The organism is Streptosporangium sp. NPDC000095, assembly GCF_042899335.1.
GTDB lineage: Bacteria > Actinomycetota > Actinomycetes > Streptosporangiales > Streptosporangiaceae > Streptosporangium.
In genome coordinates this window covers 169,610-183,732 of record NZ_JBIAZS010000012.1, presented here as the reverse complement: position 1 = coordinate 183,732, position 14,123 = coordinate 169,610, and the positions used below count along the sequence as shown (strand labels likewise).

Genomic DNA, 14,123 nt, shown 5'->3' with positions numbered 1-14,123 from the left:
TGCGAAAGTGGATCAAGGTGATAGATGATCGCGGCCTCGGGGGCGTGGTGATCTGACGAACGACCAGCGGGAGCGAGCGGAAGCGTCGCTACCGGCGGGCAATACTCTGCGATCCACACAAACTGCGCCAAATCATCGCATAGGGGATGCCGACGCATGAGTACGCCACCATCGCCACCCGGAGCGGAACGAGCTGAAGGACCAGCCGTCCAGATCGGTGCTCTCGTTCCGCTCACCCGGCCTGGTTGGGTGAAGGCGGGCCAACACCTGCTCGCCGGGCTCGAATTGGCCGTTCACGAGGTCAACGAGGCCGGAGGGGTCACCGGAAGAACCCTCGAACTGGTGGTCCGAGACACCGCGGCTGATCCGCGGAAGGCCGCGGCGGCCGTGGACGAATTGGCTCGCCTGGGCGTGGCCGCCTTGGCGGGGGAATATCACAGCGTCGTCGCTCGCGCCGCCGCCGCCAGGGCCGACGCCCTCGGCCTGCCGTTCCTCTGCTCGTCGGCGGTTCTCGACGCACTCACCGAACAGCCGACGGAATGGGTCGCACGCCTCGCTCCGGCACAGTCCCACGGCTGGCGGATCTATACGGACTTCCTCCTCGGCGCGGGCCACAGTCGGATCGCCGTAGCGGCCGAGTCGAGTGTCTACTGGGCATCCGGCACCCGTATTCTGCGGGACCACCTCGCTTCCCGCGGCGGAACCGTCATCGAACTCGACCTGCGCACGCTCACCCCTACGGCCGTGTGCGACGAACTCCTCGACAGTCGCGCGACAGCCCTCCTTCTCCTGGTCGGCCACCCGGAACCGGCGGTGTCGATCGTCAAGGCTGTCCGCCACGACCGGCGTCTCGCCGGGATCATGATCGGTGCTCCCGCCGGGCAACCGGAGTTCGCCGAATGGGCGGCGTCGCTGGGCGGCGACGGCGCCGAGATCCCCTTCCTGCGCTACCTGCCCGAGCGTCTCAGCCCACTGGGCGCACGAGTCGAGACGGCCCTCCGCCGGCGACTGGGCGAAGCGCCGTCTTTCGTGGCTTTCGAGGGCTACGACACGGTCACCGTCCTCGCCCAGGTACTGCGTTCTCACGGCGCGGACCGGGCGCGCACCGCCGGATCCTGGCCGCGCGTTGCGGTCGAAGGCACCCGCGGGCAGATCCGGTTCTCCCGCACGCCGGGCATCGGCGTTTGGCAGTGGGCCTGGCCGCCGGTCCAAGTCGTTGATCGAGATCCGGCGGAACCCGATCACTTTCGGATCCTCCACACCGGCTGAGAGCGCGGAGGGCCGACAGCCCAGATCCGTCCGAACTTGAGGCCTTCCATCTGTCTTCTGCCCGTCAGCAGCAAGGTCTGGTGCGACAGCGCTGGTCACAGCCAATCGCTCCGCCCTCTGAGCGACAACGCGTCAACAAGCCGGCACGGGCAGGGTTGCCGTCATCCACCGTCGCGATATCCACTCAAGGCCGGGGCCCAGCCCGATCCGGCCTCCTCCTCAACGTGTTGAAGTGATCTACAAGCCGTTTCCCAGTACCGGTCCCTAGCCTCGTCACCGGCTCTCGCATCTGGCACGACAGAGCCGAGCTCGAAGACATCGGCAACGACGAGGAGAGACATGGTCAGGCCCGAAGACGGCCAGTCGATAGCCGCCGAGCGGATCAGCAACTGCCTACGGTTCGGATGGCCCAGACTCGACCTGAGCGATCTCCACCTGGAGACGGTTCCCGAGTCGCTCGGCGACCTCACTCACCTGAGCAAGCTCAATCTGAGCGGCAACGAGCTGACCTCGCTACCCGAATGGCTGGGCGACCTCACTCACCTGACCGACCTCGACCTGAACTGCAACGAGCTGACCGCCCTCCCCGAATGGCTGGGCGGTCTCACCAACCTCACCACACTCCAGCTGGGCGGTATCGAGCTGACCGTCCTGCCCGAATGGCTGGGCGACCTCACTACCCTCACCTGGCTCGACCTGGGGTGCAACGAACTGACCACTCTGCCCGACTGGCTGGGCGGCCTCACCAACCTCACCTACCTGGAGCTGCGCTGCAACGAGCTGACCGCTCTGCCCGAGACCCTGGGCGATCTCACCAACCTCACCTACCTCGACCTGAGCGATCTCCGCCTGGGGACGCTTCCCGAGTGGCTGGGCAACCTCACCCGCCTGAACGAGCTCTATCTGAGCAGCAACGGACTGACCGTCCTGCCCGAGTGGCTGGGCGACCTCACCGCCCTCGTCTGGCTCAACCTGAGCCACAACCAGCTGACCGCGCTGCCTGAGTCGCTCCGCAACCTCACCGTCCTCCGAGAACTCCTCCTGGACAGCAACCGGCTGACCGCGCTCCCTGAGTGGCTGGGCGGCCTCACTCACCTGAACACGCTCTATCTGAGCAACAACGCGCTGACCGCCCTGCCCGAGTGGCTGGGCGACCTAACCGCCCTCACCGTCCTCGACCTGAGCGGTAATCAGCTGGTCTCGCCCGAATCGGTGGAGAACCTCGCCGCCCTCCACGAGTTCCACCGGGACGGCTACCGGCTGACCCGCACATAACAGCGGATTTGAGACATTGAAGCGACCCAACTCCGCCCCACATCGTTGTCACCCAGTCGGTCACTCAAGTACGACCTGCGGCCAGACGATGCGGCAGTAACGCGAAAGTCCACACAGGGCGAAGAACACGAGAACCACGACGTCCATCGTGGACACGATCACCCGGTACGACGACCGCGAGGCGTGTCGAGCACCATGGCTGAGTCGCCAAAGTCGGCCACGATCTTGAGCTGACCTCCGAGCGCCGTTACGTGAGCGGCCAGGGTGGCAACTTCGCTGATCACTCCACTTTCGATCTGCGAGATGCGGGCCTGTGACACGCCCATCGCCTGAGCGACATCCTCCTGCCGCAGGCCAAGCTTGCGTCTGGCTTCAGCGAGTTGGTAGGCGCGCTGACGAGCCACGAGCCCATCGCGGAGTCGGGCAACCTCCTGCTCATCACCGGGCTGGACGAGCTCAGCGCGCAGTTCCTCCCATGTCACCGCCTGATCGCTCACTACTCCCTCTTCTCAAGGTATCGGGCAAAACGCAGCTCTGCCGCTTTGATCGCCACGTCATACCAACCGCTCCAGTCGCCGGACTTGTCTCCGGCGACCAGGAACACAGCTTGACGCCAAGGGGCGAAGACGAAGAGCATTCGCACCTCGCTCCGCCCGCTGGATCCAGGTCTCAGCTCCTTGAGGTTACGGATCGTCGACCCTTGAAGTGTGTCCACCAAGGGACGTCCCAGACTGGGACCTTCCTCAGCAACCCGATCCAAGGCCGCAGCGATCAGCAAAAGGGTCTGCCGATCCGTGGCCGTCATCACCCAGTTGGTCACTCATCGATTCAGAAGTTCTCGTTCCACAGATACCAGGAACCTCGGTAGTGCTCGACGTCGGCCTCGTATTCTTCCTCCTCGGGTAACCGGGGCTCCCCCTGCGGGCTCCATATGACGCCACGCTCATAGATGCCGTCCCACCCACCGGCCAGTGCGAAGCGCACGGTGTTCCCATGCCGTTCGGCCCAGGAGACATCGAACAGCCCTAGCCTTCCAGGCCCCATCTTCCAGTCTGCGCCTCCCGCCAACACCGACCGTGCGACCTTCTCGAAACTCCCCTCGGACAACGCGAACCTGGATCTCTCCGGCTCTCCCTGGCTACCCAGCGCCAACAGCGGGATCACGATGATCAGTGGCGCCATCCAGCGCAGCAGGTTTCGCCTGACTCCCGATCGCCGCTCCGGAGCGGAGAGTTCCACAGCGAGGCGCACGAACCAGACCACGCCAAGCACGAAAAACGCAAGAAGAACGGGCAGTATCCACAGAGGGCCGGTACCAGGAAAACTCCCCGCGTACAGGAGTAAGAGGCCCAGGACCGTCAGCGAGCCGATCAGAGGCAGCCCCGGTGCGCCGATCGAACTTCTCGGGAACTGCTCTTGCAGAGTCACTACAACTCCAACCAGGATCGATCAAGGCATCTCATGATCCACTCGAATCCTATCCATGGACCCCGATAAGCACAGAGCGCCGGAAACCTCGAGTGCCACTCAGGGTGACTGCCGTCTAATTCGTCACCTAGAACTCGTGCTCTCCCGCGTGGCGTCCGCCCAGACATCCCGGCCGTTGCTCCACAGCTCTGAGGCGTGGTAGCCGAACCGGTCGAACAGCCCGTCGTCCTGATACCAGGCGGGTCGTCTTAGGGTCACTGACGTGAGAGAGCGCGAGTGATGCCGGTGGCGATGGTGGTGGCCAGCACCCAGCCCGCGATGACGAGGCCGTAGGCGACCCACTGACCACCGCCAGTGGGTTGGTATGCCTTTTCCTGCCCGAAGTCGATCAGCGGGAACAGAAGATCCAAAACGTAGACAAAGGCGTTGAACGCAGGGCCCTTGCCAGGTTCAGCACGAGGCGGGTTGTTCAGAGTGAAAACGACGGCGCCGGCAATGAGCAGTATCAGGAACCACAGGGCGGCGCGGATGGGGCGGTAGCCATACCCGACTGTGACGTCCTGCAGCCATCCCCAGGCGCGGGCGTGCCACGGGAGCCTGGGGTGCTGTCGCCGCTGCCGCTGCTGCTTGACCAGCAGGACGGTACGGGCGTCGACGTCGTGACCCAGTCGCCGATAGGTGGTGGCGAGCTGTTCATACGGCTGCGGCACGTATCCGTCGAGGTCGTCCTTCAGCCATGTCAAGCGTTGGGTGACGGACAACATCGGTTCCAGGGCGTCGTAGACGAGGCCGTTCTGGTGGCGTGGCGACCAGGTGGCGGGGTCGTCGTAGATGACGCCGATTCGGGCGTGTCGCAGATCGACAACACCTTCGAGCGTCTGCTTCGGGCGCAGGTACAGCTCGCGGGCCTCCAGTTGCCGGGCGACCAATGCCTGAGCGCCGGGCGCGGACAGGGTCGCGTCGGTGAGGTCCAGATGCCGACCGAGACGGGCTCCGACCAAGGTGAGCTCACCTTCGGCGGTGAAGCCGCGCCCGCATTCCAGCCCACCGCCGACGCTCGTCCTAGAAAGGTCGAGTGCCCGCCCATCGGAATTGCTGAGGCGGGCGCCATTGAAATCAGCGAACGTACCGATCCTCGCGTCAGCGAGACGAAGCGCACCGTCGGCGCGGAAACCTTCGGTGCATGACAGCCTGCCGCCGATGTTCACCCCGTCGGCGTCGAGGGCGGTTTTAGTGGACGCGTCGGGATTCGTGACAGACAGGCTCGCACCGGCCAGGTTCAGTGATCCCGCGATGCGGGCTTGGGTGAGGTTCACCCGCCCTTCGGCGATGAGCCCGCGCGCGTCGATACTTCCCTCGACCTGGAGCTCCGCTGCCTGGAGCGCGCGACCACCCGAATAGGCCAGATGGGCATCTTTCAGGCTAAGCTCCCGGTCGATCCGCGAGTCGGCCAACCGCACCGTGCCGGTCGCGGTGAACCCGTCACTCAGGTACAGGCCACCCTCGGCGGTAATCCGGGAACCGCGAAAAGCCATCTTGCCGGGATAGTCAATTGTGGTTCCGGTGAAGCTGAACGGTCCAGTCACGCGGGCGTTGCGCAGGCTCACCATCCCAGCGACGGCCATTCCCCGGCACAGGACGCTCCCATCGGCGACCAGCCCGTCCATGTCTAGCGGCAACCCCCTTGCATCGGTAAGGCGGGCCCCATCCAGAATCATCGCGCCGATTACCCGCGCGCTGGACAGCCGGACCTGGCCTGTAGCCTGGAGACCTTTCGCGGACAGGCCTCGGCCGGTCTGGAGCCGATCACAGTCGATCGCCATGTCGGGGGCGGAGATCCGCGCACGGTTCATCGTGAGGCTTCCCGCAAGCTGGGCTCCGCGAAGTTCCAGCAGGCCGGTGGCTACGCAACCGTCCAGTCGCAAGTGCCCGTCCATGTGCACGTTGGAGGCAGACAGGCCCGGCAGGTGAGAGCCTTTGAAACTCATCTGCTGGCATCGCGCCCAATAAAGGCCCGGCTCCTGCTCAAAGAAGCAGGAGAGGAAGCGCGCCGAGTGGCAGATGGTGGAATAGGCTAGATTCATCCGTTCGGTGATTCGGGCTCCCTTGATTCGGAGAGCCGGGATTCGGTGCGACTGTGGCACCTCCTCGCTCATCAACAGCGTGGCGATCACCCGAGCGCGAATCGTCCGTTCCGTCCCCCAAACCGCACCCACCGCCGGATTGTCCTCATCCGGTTTCCCGGTTGTAAAATCGACCTCTTCCCCATGTGGGAATGCCTCCCACACCCGACGCTCGGCGTCAGACAGGTCCTCGACACGCACGTTGTTCCTCTCGTACGAACATGCTCTCCCTTTGATCGCTTGATTCGCATAGAGGGTTACCGAGCTGGAGAATTCGTGTTCTCTGTGCGCTCCCGCGGGTCGTCCGCCCAGACGTCCCGGCCGTTGTTCCACAGCCCGGAGGCGTGGTAGCCGAACCGGTCGAACAGGCCGTCGTCCTGATAGCGGTGCAGGTGCATCATCGGCGAGCCGTGGCCGACGAGCTTGGCCAGGTGCGGGGTCACGAGCATCTCCGAATCGAAACGGAAGACGCTCATCGCGATGTGCTCGTCTCCGAACCTCGCCTCGATGCCGGGTACGTCCCGAACCTGCTCGATCTCCGAGAGGGTGATCCGGATGCGGGTGGAGACGGTCAGCGGGACGTTCTCCACCTCCTCACGACGGCGGGTGACCTCGCTGTCCGAGTCCCCAATGAGAAAGCGGATCTTGCACCCCTGCTCGGCCTTGCACTTGAGGACCTTGGCGAGGTTGGGTGTTCCAGCCACAGGAAGTAGTTGGTGTACCCGGCGGAGACGCTCTCGTTGCGAGCCGAGTAAGACGCTTACGCTCGCGCAGGCTGGTTTCATCGTCGCCCTGGCGGAGCAGGCCGCGCTCCGCATGCGGGCGTACGTGGTGCTCTCGCTGCTGATCGGTGCCCGTACTGAGGAGTTGTGTGCGCTTCTCTGGTCACATGTGGTCGCCTTCGACGAGAGCCGCAACGTGTGGGCACCTGCGAGATGCGGCACAGCTCCGTGTCGCTGCTGTCGGACTCCGGCATCCCGATCGAGGACATCTCCCGGCTCGTCGGCCATCGGAACACGGTGGTCACGGAGACGGTCTATCGGAAGCAGATCCGGCCGGCGCTCTCATGCAGGGAGCGGAGGCGATGGACGACATCTTCAGGAGTTGGTCACCCGGTTAGTCACTCACGCCCCGTTCCGAAGATCGGATACGGGGCGTTTTGGCTGGTGGGCACTACTGGGTTCGAACCAGTGACATCTCGCTTGTAAGGCGAGCGCTCTACCGCTGAGCTAAGCGCCCGGGAAATCCCGTCGGACAGACGGGACAACACTTTACGCCACGTGGGGGGACTTCAGCACATCGAGAGACCACGTGGTTCCCGCGTCGGTGAAGCCGGCGGCGCGCCAGCCGAGGAGGGCCGCGCCGAGCATGCCGGCGGACATGCCCAGGGCGGCATGACGCAGGGGCGGGGCGTCGCGGAAGGCGAGGCGTTTGCCGAGCCGTTCGGCCAGGGGGTCGGACAGGAGGGGGCCCGCTTCCGCGAGGCCTCCGCCGAGGACGATGGCGGAGGGGTCGAGAAGAAGCGTGTAGGTGGCCAGGGCGAGAGAGAGCGCCTCGATCGCGTCGTCCCAGATCTCCACGGCGAGAGGATCACCGGAGGCGGTCAGGGCGGCGACCCGCTCGGCGCTGACCGAGGCGGGTGGGACGACGGTGGCGGATGAGGTGGACGGCGGAGAGGAGGCAAGGAGGGGCGAGGCAGGGGTGGAGGAGGGCTCCGGAGCGAAAGAGGAGGAAGCGGGGGCGGAAGGCGGGGATGCGGCGGCGCGGGTGGAGTAGCGGCGGGCCACGGCGGAGGCGGAGGCGTAGGTCTCCAGGCAGCCGATCTGGCCGCAGGCGCACGGTTCCCCCTCGGGGTGGACCGGGGTGTGGCCGATCTCGCCGGCCCAGCCGCCGCTCCCGCCGTACGGCTCGCCACCCAGGATCGTGGCGCCCGCGATGCCGGTGCCGATGGGCAGGAACAGGAAGTCGGAGAGCTCACGGCCGGCTCCGAGGACGCTCTCGGCCAGACCGCCCGTGCGGACGTCGTGCCCGAGCATGACGGGGACGTCCAGCGGGACGAGGTCCCCGGCCGGGACGTCGCGCCAGCCGATGTTGGCGGAGTACAGGGCCGCCTCGGCGGTGACCAGGCCCGGTACGGCGAGTCCGACCCCCTCGAGGGTGCCGCCCTCCGCGGCGGCAAGGTCGTCGATGAAGGACCGGATCGTCGCGATGACCGCCGCCGGGCCCCTGTCGCGCGGGGTGGCACGGCGGTCGGTGCGGATGATCTCGCCGGAACGGGTGACGAGGCCGCCCTTCATCGACGTTCCACCGACGTCAAGGGCAACAACGAAGGAGCTCATGCACCCATCCAGCGGGTCGAAGGGGCGGGACCGAGCCCGACCTTAGCGCACGCCGGGCGCGCCGGAATGGCGGGATCTCCCCCATACGGCCAAGCGCGTTGCTCGGAGGAACCTCCCGATATGGCCGGGAAACGCCCGGTCCCATGGCCCCTGGAACGGCCAGGGCGTTCTCAGGGGACCCGGCGCAGGACCCTGGCCAGGGCGGCCTCTACCTCATCGGCCAGGCCGGGCGCGCAGGCGTGGGAGGCGGCCGGCCGGTCGTCGCCCCGCGCGAGGCGTACCGCGCCGCAGGATCGGCACTCCACCTCGCCCAACCGGCAGATGAGCGCGACGGAGCCGCACGAGAGGCATGTGTCGAGGTCGACTTGGTGGGTGCGCCGGCAGTCCGGGCAGATCAGCACCTGCGTCTCGTGGCGCACTCCGCGCGTCCACGGGCTGGAGCCACGGATCGGGTCGGTCTGCCTGGCCCCGCAGGAGAAGCAGGGCATGATCGCCTCCGAGAGGTCGGACCGGCGGGGCACTCGTGAGCGGGCGTCCGCCGGATCACCGCTTAGGGAAGGTCGGCGAGCGCCTTGCGGTACTCGGCGATGTCGCGGGCCCGTGAGATCGGGTTCACGACGCGCCAGCGAACCACGCCCTCGCCGTCGATGATGAAGGTCCCGCGCTCCGCGCAGCCCTTCTCGTTGTCGAATACACCGTACGCCCGCGCGACCTGCCCATGTGGCCAAAAGTCGGAGAGCAGCGAGAAGGTGTAGCCCTTCTGATCCGCCCACGCGCGGTGGGCGAAGGTCGAGTCAACCGAGACGGTGAGAATTTTAACGTCCTCGGGCATGTCGGCGATGAGCTCGTCGCGGATGACGTCGAGCTCGTTGCCGCAGACGCCGCTGAACGCCAGAGGGTAGAAGATCAGCACGATCTTTTTGCCCCGGTGTCCGGAAAGCTTGACCGGGGTGCCGTGCTGGTCCCTCAACTCGAAGTCGGGAGCCTGGTCACCCACCTCGATCGCCATGATCGGGGTTCCTTTCCTCGGCTGACGGCAGGCGTCATCATCCTGCCGTACGGCCCGCGCGAGCCGTACGGCAGGGCGGACCCTTAGCGGCGCGCCTTGGGCGTCGCCAGACGCGTCCCCGACCAGTCGGGGGCGGCACTGATGCTGCTGGTCTGCGAGAGACCCGCAGTGGTGGCGTCTTCCCCGATGTCGCTCGGCTCCACGTGCCCGTCCCGGCCGGCTTTGGGAGTGAGCAGCCAGATCTGGCCACCGTCGGTGAGGTTGGTCACCACGCTGCTCAGGGCGTCGAACAGATCACCGTCGCCGTCACGCCACCACAGCAGCACGACGTCGACGACGTCCTCGAAGTCTTCATCGACCAGCTCGTTACCGGTCAGCTCCTCGATGGAGTCGCGCAGATCGTCGTCGGTGTCCTCATCCCATCCGACCTCCTGCACCACCTGACCCGGCTTGAGGCCGAGTCGTTCGGCCAGGCCGCGTTCGCCCTGCGCCTGACCCGCGGTCGCGCTCACGTTTGTCCCTCCTGCTTGAATGGCCCCGCAATCACACGGTGCTCAGAGTGCTTCGGCACAGTCCACACGCTGTGACCCTCAGTCGTCAACGGTCGCCACGGCAACGACTGGGCTACGTATGAATTAGTCCGACAAAAATGACAAACGGACCTGGCGTTCCAGATTGTCGACGTTGAGATCCACGATGGCGATGGACTGCCAGGTTCCCAGCGCGAGCCGTCCGGCGAGAACCGGGACGGTGGCGTACGGCGGAATGAGGGCAGGCATGACATGCGACCGTCCATGCCCCCGTGATCCGTGCGCATGCCTCCATCTGTCGTCGGCCGGAAGCAGATTCTCCAGAGCCGCGAGCAGATCGTCGTCGCTGCCCGAGCCCAGCTCCAGCAGCGCGACCCCCGCGGTCGCGTGGGGCACGAAGACGTGTAACAGACCGTCGCCCCCACTTGACCGGACGAAGCTCTCGCACTCGGAGGTGATGTCGTGCACCCGCTCTCGGGAACCCGTTATCACCTCGATCGTCTGAGATCTCACATACCGATCCTACGATCCATCGTGAGCTGCGATGACGACCGCACCCGCTCCGGAAGACCAGGTGCGGCCCTCGCCGCCGCCCGATCTTCGTCGGTACGGGGACGGGGGCGGTGTGTCCGGTTTCTGGAATGTCCCCGTATGGACCGTTCCCTACCGGGAGGAGCCGGGCAGGGCGGGGGCCGGGACGAGAGCGGCGGCTCGGGATACGCCTGCCGGATGCGGCGTTTCCGGACAGCGACGGCGGCCGCGGCACCGCTCACGGTTGGCGCGCGAATCGTTACCACTTCGGCACGGAGCCTCACGGGCCGCGGCCCGTCTCCCCCGCGAGAGAGGCGCATGACAGGGCTCTATGAAGGAGGCGATGCGAAAGATGGTGGGAAAAAGAGCGAAAGACGATACGCGAGGCGTCCGTTAGGGCACCTTCAGGGGGGATCATGCGTTGTATACGGTGAGGGTCCCGATCACGACGCCCGGGCACATCGCGCGGCGGCGAGGAGGGCACCCTCCCCTTCCGGGGTCCCTCCAAGACCCTCGGGGGATCTTCGACGATCCCCCGAAGACCGTCGAAGGGCCCCCGCGGAGGGGCTCGGAAGGCTCCGGCGAGGGGCACGAAGGCAGGCCAGACAGCGGGTCCCAGATTCCCAGGGAGGGAACCTGTAAAAAAGGGGCAACCCCGATGTAACCTTTGGTGGCAATTCGTCCTACCATCGGTGGTCTAGGCCACTTTCGTATCACTGCCAGCAGGGATCTCCTGGTTACCGGGAAGTAGAGATGCACTTTCCGGGGTAAGCGACCAGGATGGAAGACGACCTACTCCAGACAAAAGTCCATCCTCGGAAGGCGAGACCCAGTGGCTTCCGGACGCCAGCGTTTCTCGATCATCAGCGACGGCCTACCCAGCCAGCTTCCTGATGTCGACCCCAGCGAGACCCAGGAGTGGCTCGAGTCGCTCGACAACGTCATCAAGACGGAAGGTCGCACTCGGGCCCGCTATCTGATGCTCCGGCTCTTGGAGCGCGCCCGTGAACACCAGGTCGGGGTGCCCGGCCTGCGCAGCACCGACTACATCAACACCATCCCGCCGGAGCGCGAGCCCTGGTTCCCCGGCGACGAGTACGTCGAGCGCCGGATCCGCGCCTACACACGCTGGAACGCGGCCGTGATGGTGACCCGGGCCAACGCCCGCACCAACGTCGGCGGGCACATCGCCACCTACGCCTCCGCCGCGTCGCTCTACGAGGTGGGCTTCAACCACTTCTTCCGCGGCAAGGACCACGGCGAGTCCGGAGACCAGGTCTTCTTCCAGGGCCACGCCGCGCCGGGCATCTACGCCCGCGCCTTCCTGGAGGGCCGCCTCAACGAGGCACAGCTCGACGCCTTCCGCCAGGAGCTCTCGCACGGGTTCAGGGGGCTGCCCTCCTATCCTCACCCCCGCCTGATGCCCGACTTCTGGGAGTTCCCCACGGTCTCCATGGGTCTCGGCCCGATCGGGGCGATCTACCAGGCCCGGTTCAACCGCTACCTGCTGAACCGGAAGATCAAGGACACCAGCCGGAGTCACGTCTGGTGTTACCTCGGCGACGGCGAGATGGACGAGCCCGAGTCGCTCGGCGCGATCGGCGTGGCGGCCCGTGAGGAGCTCGACAACCTCACCTTCGTCATCAACTGCAACCTGCAGCGCCTCGACGGCCCGGTACGCGGCAACGGAAAGATCATCCAGGAGCTGGAGTCCTACTTCAGGGGCGCCGGCTGGAACGTCATCAAGGTCGTCTGGGGTCGCGACTGGGACCCGCTGCTCGCGGCGGACGTCGACGGTGTGCTGGTCAACAAGATGAACACCGTCCCCGACGGCCAGTTCCAGACATACTCCGTCGAGACCGGCGGATACATCAGGGAAAACTTCTTCGGCGACGACCCGCGCCTGCGCAAGATGGTCGAGCACCTGTCGGACGAGGACATCCGCAAGCTGTCGCGCGGCGGCCACGACTACCGCAAGGTGTACGCGGCCTACAAGGCGGCTCGTGAGCACGTCGGCCAGCCGACGGTCATCCTCGCCCAGACCATCAAGGGCTGGACTCTCGGCAAGGACTTCGAGGCGCGCAACGCGACGCACCAGATGAAGAAGATGTCCAAGAGCGACCTGAAGGAGTTCCGCGACCGGCTCTACCTGCCGATCCCCGACTCCGCTCTCGAGGGCGACCTCCCGCCCTACTTCCACCCGGGCGAGAACGACCCGGAGATCCAGTACATGAAGGAGCGCCGCGCGGCCCTGGGCGGTTTCCTGCCCAAGCGCGTGATGCGCGCCAAGCCGGTCACGCTTCCCGGCGACGCCGCGTACGCGCAGCTGAAGAAGGGTTCCGGCAAGCAGAACGTCGCCACCACCATGGCGTTCGTCCGCCTGCTCAAGGACCTGATGCGCGACAAGGAGATCGGCAACAGGTTCGTGCCGATCATCCCGGACGAGGCGCGCACCTTCGGTCTTGACGCGATCTTCCCGACAGCGAAGATCTACTCACCGCACGGCCAGATGTACGAGGCGGTCGACCGCGAGCTGCTGCTGTCGTACAAGGAGTCGACCGAGGGTCAGATCCTGCACGAGGGCATCAGCGAGTCGGGCTCGATGGCCTCCACGATCGCGGTCGGCTCGTCGTACGCCACGCACGGCGAGCACATGATCCCGATCTACATCTTCTACTCGATGTTCGGCTGGCAGCGCACCGCCGACCAGATGTGGCAGCTCGCCGACCAGATGGGCCGGGGCTTCCTGCTCGGCGCCACCGCCGGCCGCACCACGCTGAACGGCGAGGGCCTGCAGCACGAGGACGGCCACACCCCGCTGATCGCCTCGACGAACCCGGCCGCGGTCTCGTACGACCCCTCGTGGGGGTTCGAGGTGGCCCACATCGTCAAGGACGGCCTGCGGAGGATGTACGGCGAGGAGCCGGAGAACGTCTTCTACTACCTCACCGTCTACAACGAGCCCTACCCCCAGCCCGCCGAGCCCTCGGACCTGGACGTGGCGGGTCTGCTCAAGGGTCTGTACAGGTTCGCCCCGGCTCCGGCCGTGTCCGGGCCGAAGGCCAACATCCTCGCGTCCGGCGTGGCCGGGCCGTGGGCGATGGAGGCCCAGCGGATGCTGGCCGAGGACTGGGGCGTGGCGGCCGAGGTCTGGTCGGCCACCTCCTGGGCGGAGCTGCGCCGCGACGCGCTCGCCGCCGAGGAGCACAACCTGCTCAACCCCGACTCCGACAAGCGCGTGCCGTACGTCACGCAGGCGCTGTCGTCGGCGCAGGGGCCGTTCGTGGGCGTGAGCGACTACATGCGGGCGGTCCAGGACCAGATCGCCCAGTGGGTTCCCGGCGACTGGAGCTCGCTCGGCACCGACGGCTTCGGCCTGTCGGACACCCGGTCGGCGCTGCGCCGCCACTTCCACGTGGACGCGGCCTCGATCACCCTGGCCGTGCTCACCCAGCTGGTCAACAGGGGTGAGCTCGACCAGGAGGTGCTGGGCGACGCCATCTCCATGTATCACCTGAAGAACGGCGTGACCGAGGCCGCGGGCGCCGAGAGCAACGACACCCAGTCCATGGGAGTTTGATCGTTCCCGGGCGGGTTCTCCTTTTCCATGGAGGGCCCG

The 14,123-nt window shown here is 66.3% G+C and carries 14 protein-coding genes and 1 tRNA gene; 3 read left to right on the top strand and 12 right to left on the bottom strand.

Going from position 1 to position 14,123, the window contains the following annotated elements:
- Nucleotides 1–156 precede the first annotated feature (156 nt).
- Nucleotides 157–1,269: an ABC transporter substrate-binding protein gene (locus ACFY3V_RS25820; protein WP_362902298.1), complete on the top strand. Its 1,113-nt coding sequence runs from the start codon at nucleotides 157–159 to the stop codon at nucleotides 1,267–1,269.
- 339 nt (nucleotides 1,270–1,608) lie between these two features.
- Nucleotides 1,609–2,544, top strand: coding sequence for a leucine-rich repeat domain-containing protein (locus ACFY3V_RS25815; RefSeq protein WP_389776887.1), 936 nt, complete (start codon nucleotides 1,609–1,611; stop codon nucleotides 2,542–2,544).
- A 158-nt stretch (nucleotides 2,545–2,702) separates the two neighbouring features.
- Here the strand turns inward: ACFY3V_RS25815 and ACFY3V_RS25810 are convergent, their stop codons facing one another.
- The 12 genes from ACFY3V_RS25810 to ACFY3V_RS25755 all read right to left on the bottom strand — a co-directional run bounded on the left by ACFY3V_RS25810 (nucleotide 2,703) and on the right by ACFY3V_RS25755 (nucleotide 10,486).
- Nucleotides 2,703–3,041, bottom strand: coding sequence for a helix-turn-helix domain-containing protein (locus tag ACFY3V_RS25810; protein ID WP_389776884.1), 339 nt, complete (start codon nucleotides 3,039–3,041; stop codon nucleotides 2,703–2,705).
- The gene (locus ACFY3V_RS25805; RefSeq protein WP_362902302.1) at nucleotides 3,041–3,364 is read right to left on the bottom strand and encodes a type II toxin-antitoxin system RelE/ParE family toxin; all 324 of its coding nucleotides are present in this window, start codon (nucleotides 3,362–3,364) and stop codon (nucleotides 3,041–3,043) included. Before ACFY3V_RS25805 ends, ACFY3V_RS25810 begins: the two co-directional genes overlap by 1 nt.
- An 8-nt stretch (nucleotides 3,365–3,372) precedes the next feature.
- Nucleotides 3,373–3,972: a hypothetical protein gene (locus tag ACFY3V_RS25800; RefSeq protein ID WP_362902304.1), complete on the bottom strand. Its 600-nt coding sequence runs from the start codon at nucleotides 3,970–3,972 to the stop codon at nucleotides 3,373–3,375.
- Between the two features lie 123 nt (nucleotides 3,973–4,095).
- The gene (locus ACFY3V_RS25795; protein ID WP_362902306.1) at nucleotides 4,096–4,230 is read right to left on the bottom strand and encodes a hypothetical protein; all 135 of its coding nucleotides are present in this window, start codon (nucleotides 4,228–4,230) and stop codon (nucleotides 4,096–4,098) included.
- Nucleotides 4,227–6,296, bottom strand: coding sequence for a hypothetical protein (locus tag ACFY3V_RS25790; RefSeq protein ID WP_362924963.1), 2,070 nt, complete (start codon nucleotides 6,294–6,296; stop codon nucleotides 4,227–4,229). The genes ACFY3V_RS25795 and ACFY3V_RS25790 overlap by 4 nt, the downstream gene beginning before the upstream one ends.
- A gap of 56 nt (nucleotides 6,297–6,352) precedes the next feature.
- Nucleotides 6,353–6,799, bottom strand: a complete 447-nt coding sequence (locus tag ACFY3V_RS25785; RefSeq protein WP_362902310.1) for a hypothetical protein — start codon at nucleotides 6,797–6,799, stop codon at nucleotides 6,353–6,355.
- 460 nt (nucleotides 6,800–7,259) lie between these two features.
- Nucleotides 7,260–7,334 (bottom strand) — tRNA-Val (locus ACFY3V_RS25780).
- A 32-nt stretch (nucleotides 7,335–7,366) separates the two neighbouring features.
- A complete protein-coding gene (locus ACFY3V_RS25775) occupies nucleotides 7,367–8,434 on the bottom strand; it encodes an ROK family protein (RefSeq protein WP_362902312.1) in 1,068 nt (355 codons plus the stop codon).
- A gap of 170 nt (nucleotides 8,435–8,604) precedes the next feature.
- Complete coding sequence (locus tag ACFY3V_RS25770; RefSeq protein ID WP_362902314.1) at nucleotides 8,605–8,922, bottom strand: hypothetical protein; 318 nt, start codon at nucleotides 8,920–8,922, stop codon at nucleotides 8,605–8,607.
- Nucleotides 8,923–8,984: 62 nt separating this feature from the next.
- Nucleotides 8,985–9,443, bottom strand: a complete 459-nt coding sequence (locus tag ACFY3V_RS25765; RefSeq protein ID WP_362902316.1) for a peroxiredoxin — start codon at nucleotides 9,441–9,443, stop codon at nucleotides 8,985–8,987.
- Between the two features lie 83 nt (nucleotides 9,444–9,526).
- Nucleotides 9,527–9,955 (bottom strand): DUF3052 domain-containing protein, encoded by a 429-nt coding sequence (locus tag ACFY3V_RS25760; RefSeq protein WP_329084203.1) that lies wholly within the window; start codon nucleotides 9,953–9,955, stop codon nucleotides 9,527–9,529.
- A gap of 123 nt (nucleotides 9,956–10,078) precedes the next feature.
- On the bottom strand, nucleotides 10,079–10,486 hold the full coding sequence (locus tag ACFY3V_RS25755) for a secondary thiamine-phosphate synthase enzyme YjbQ (protein WP_362902318.1): 408 nt from the start codon (nucleotides 10,484–10,486) through the stop codon (nucleotides 10,079–10,081).
- Nucleotides 10,487–11,336: 850 nt separating this feature from the next.
- Between ACFY3V_RS25755 and aceE the strand changes: the two genes are divergently transcribed.
- Nucleotides 11,337–14,084: a pyruvate dehydrogenase (acetyl-transferring), homodimeric type gene (gene aceE, locus ACFY3V_RS25750; RefSeq protein ID WP_362902320.1), complete on the top strand. Its 2,748-nt coding sequence runs from the start codon at nucleotides 11,337–11,339 to the stop codon at nucleotides 14,082–14,084.
- Nucleotides 14,085–14,123 lie beyond the last annotated feature (39 nt).

Coding starts and splice junctions, on each gene's coding strand:
- ACFY3V_RS25765 (WP_362902316.1), bottom strand. CDS start 9,443: ATGGCGATCGAGGTGGGTGACCAGGCTCCCGACTTCGAGTTGAGGGAC.
- ACFY3V_RS25820 (WP_362902298.1), top strand. CDS start 157: ATGAGTACGCCACCATCGCCACCCGGAGCGGAACGAGCTGAAGGACCA.
- ACFY3V_RS25775 (WP_362902312.1), bottom strand. CDS start 8,434: ATGAGCTCCTTCGTTGTTGCCCTTGACGTCGGTGGAACGTCGATGAAG.
- ACFY3V_RS25770 (WP_362902314.1), bottom strand. CDS start 8,922: ATGCCCTGCTTCTCCTGCGGGGCCAGGCAGACCGACCCGATCCGTGGC.
- ACFY3V_RS25815 (WP_389776887.1), top strand. CDS start 1,609: ATGGTCAGGCCCGAAGACGGCCAGTCGATAGCCGCCGAGCGGATCAGC.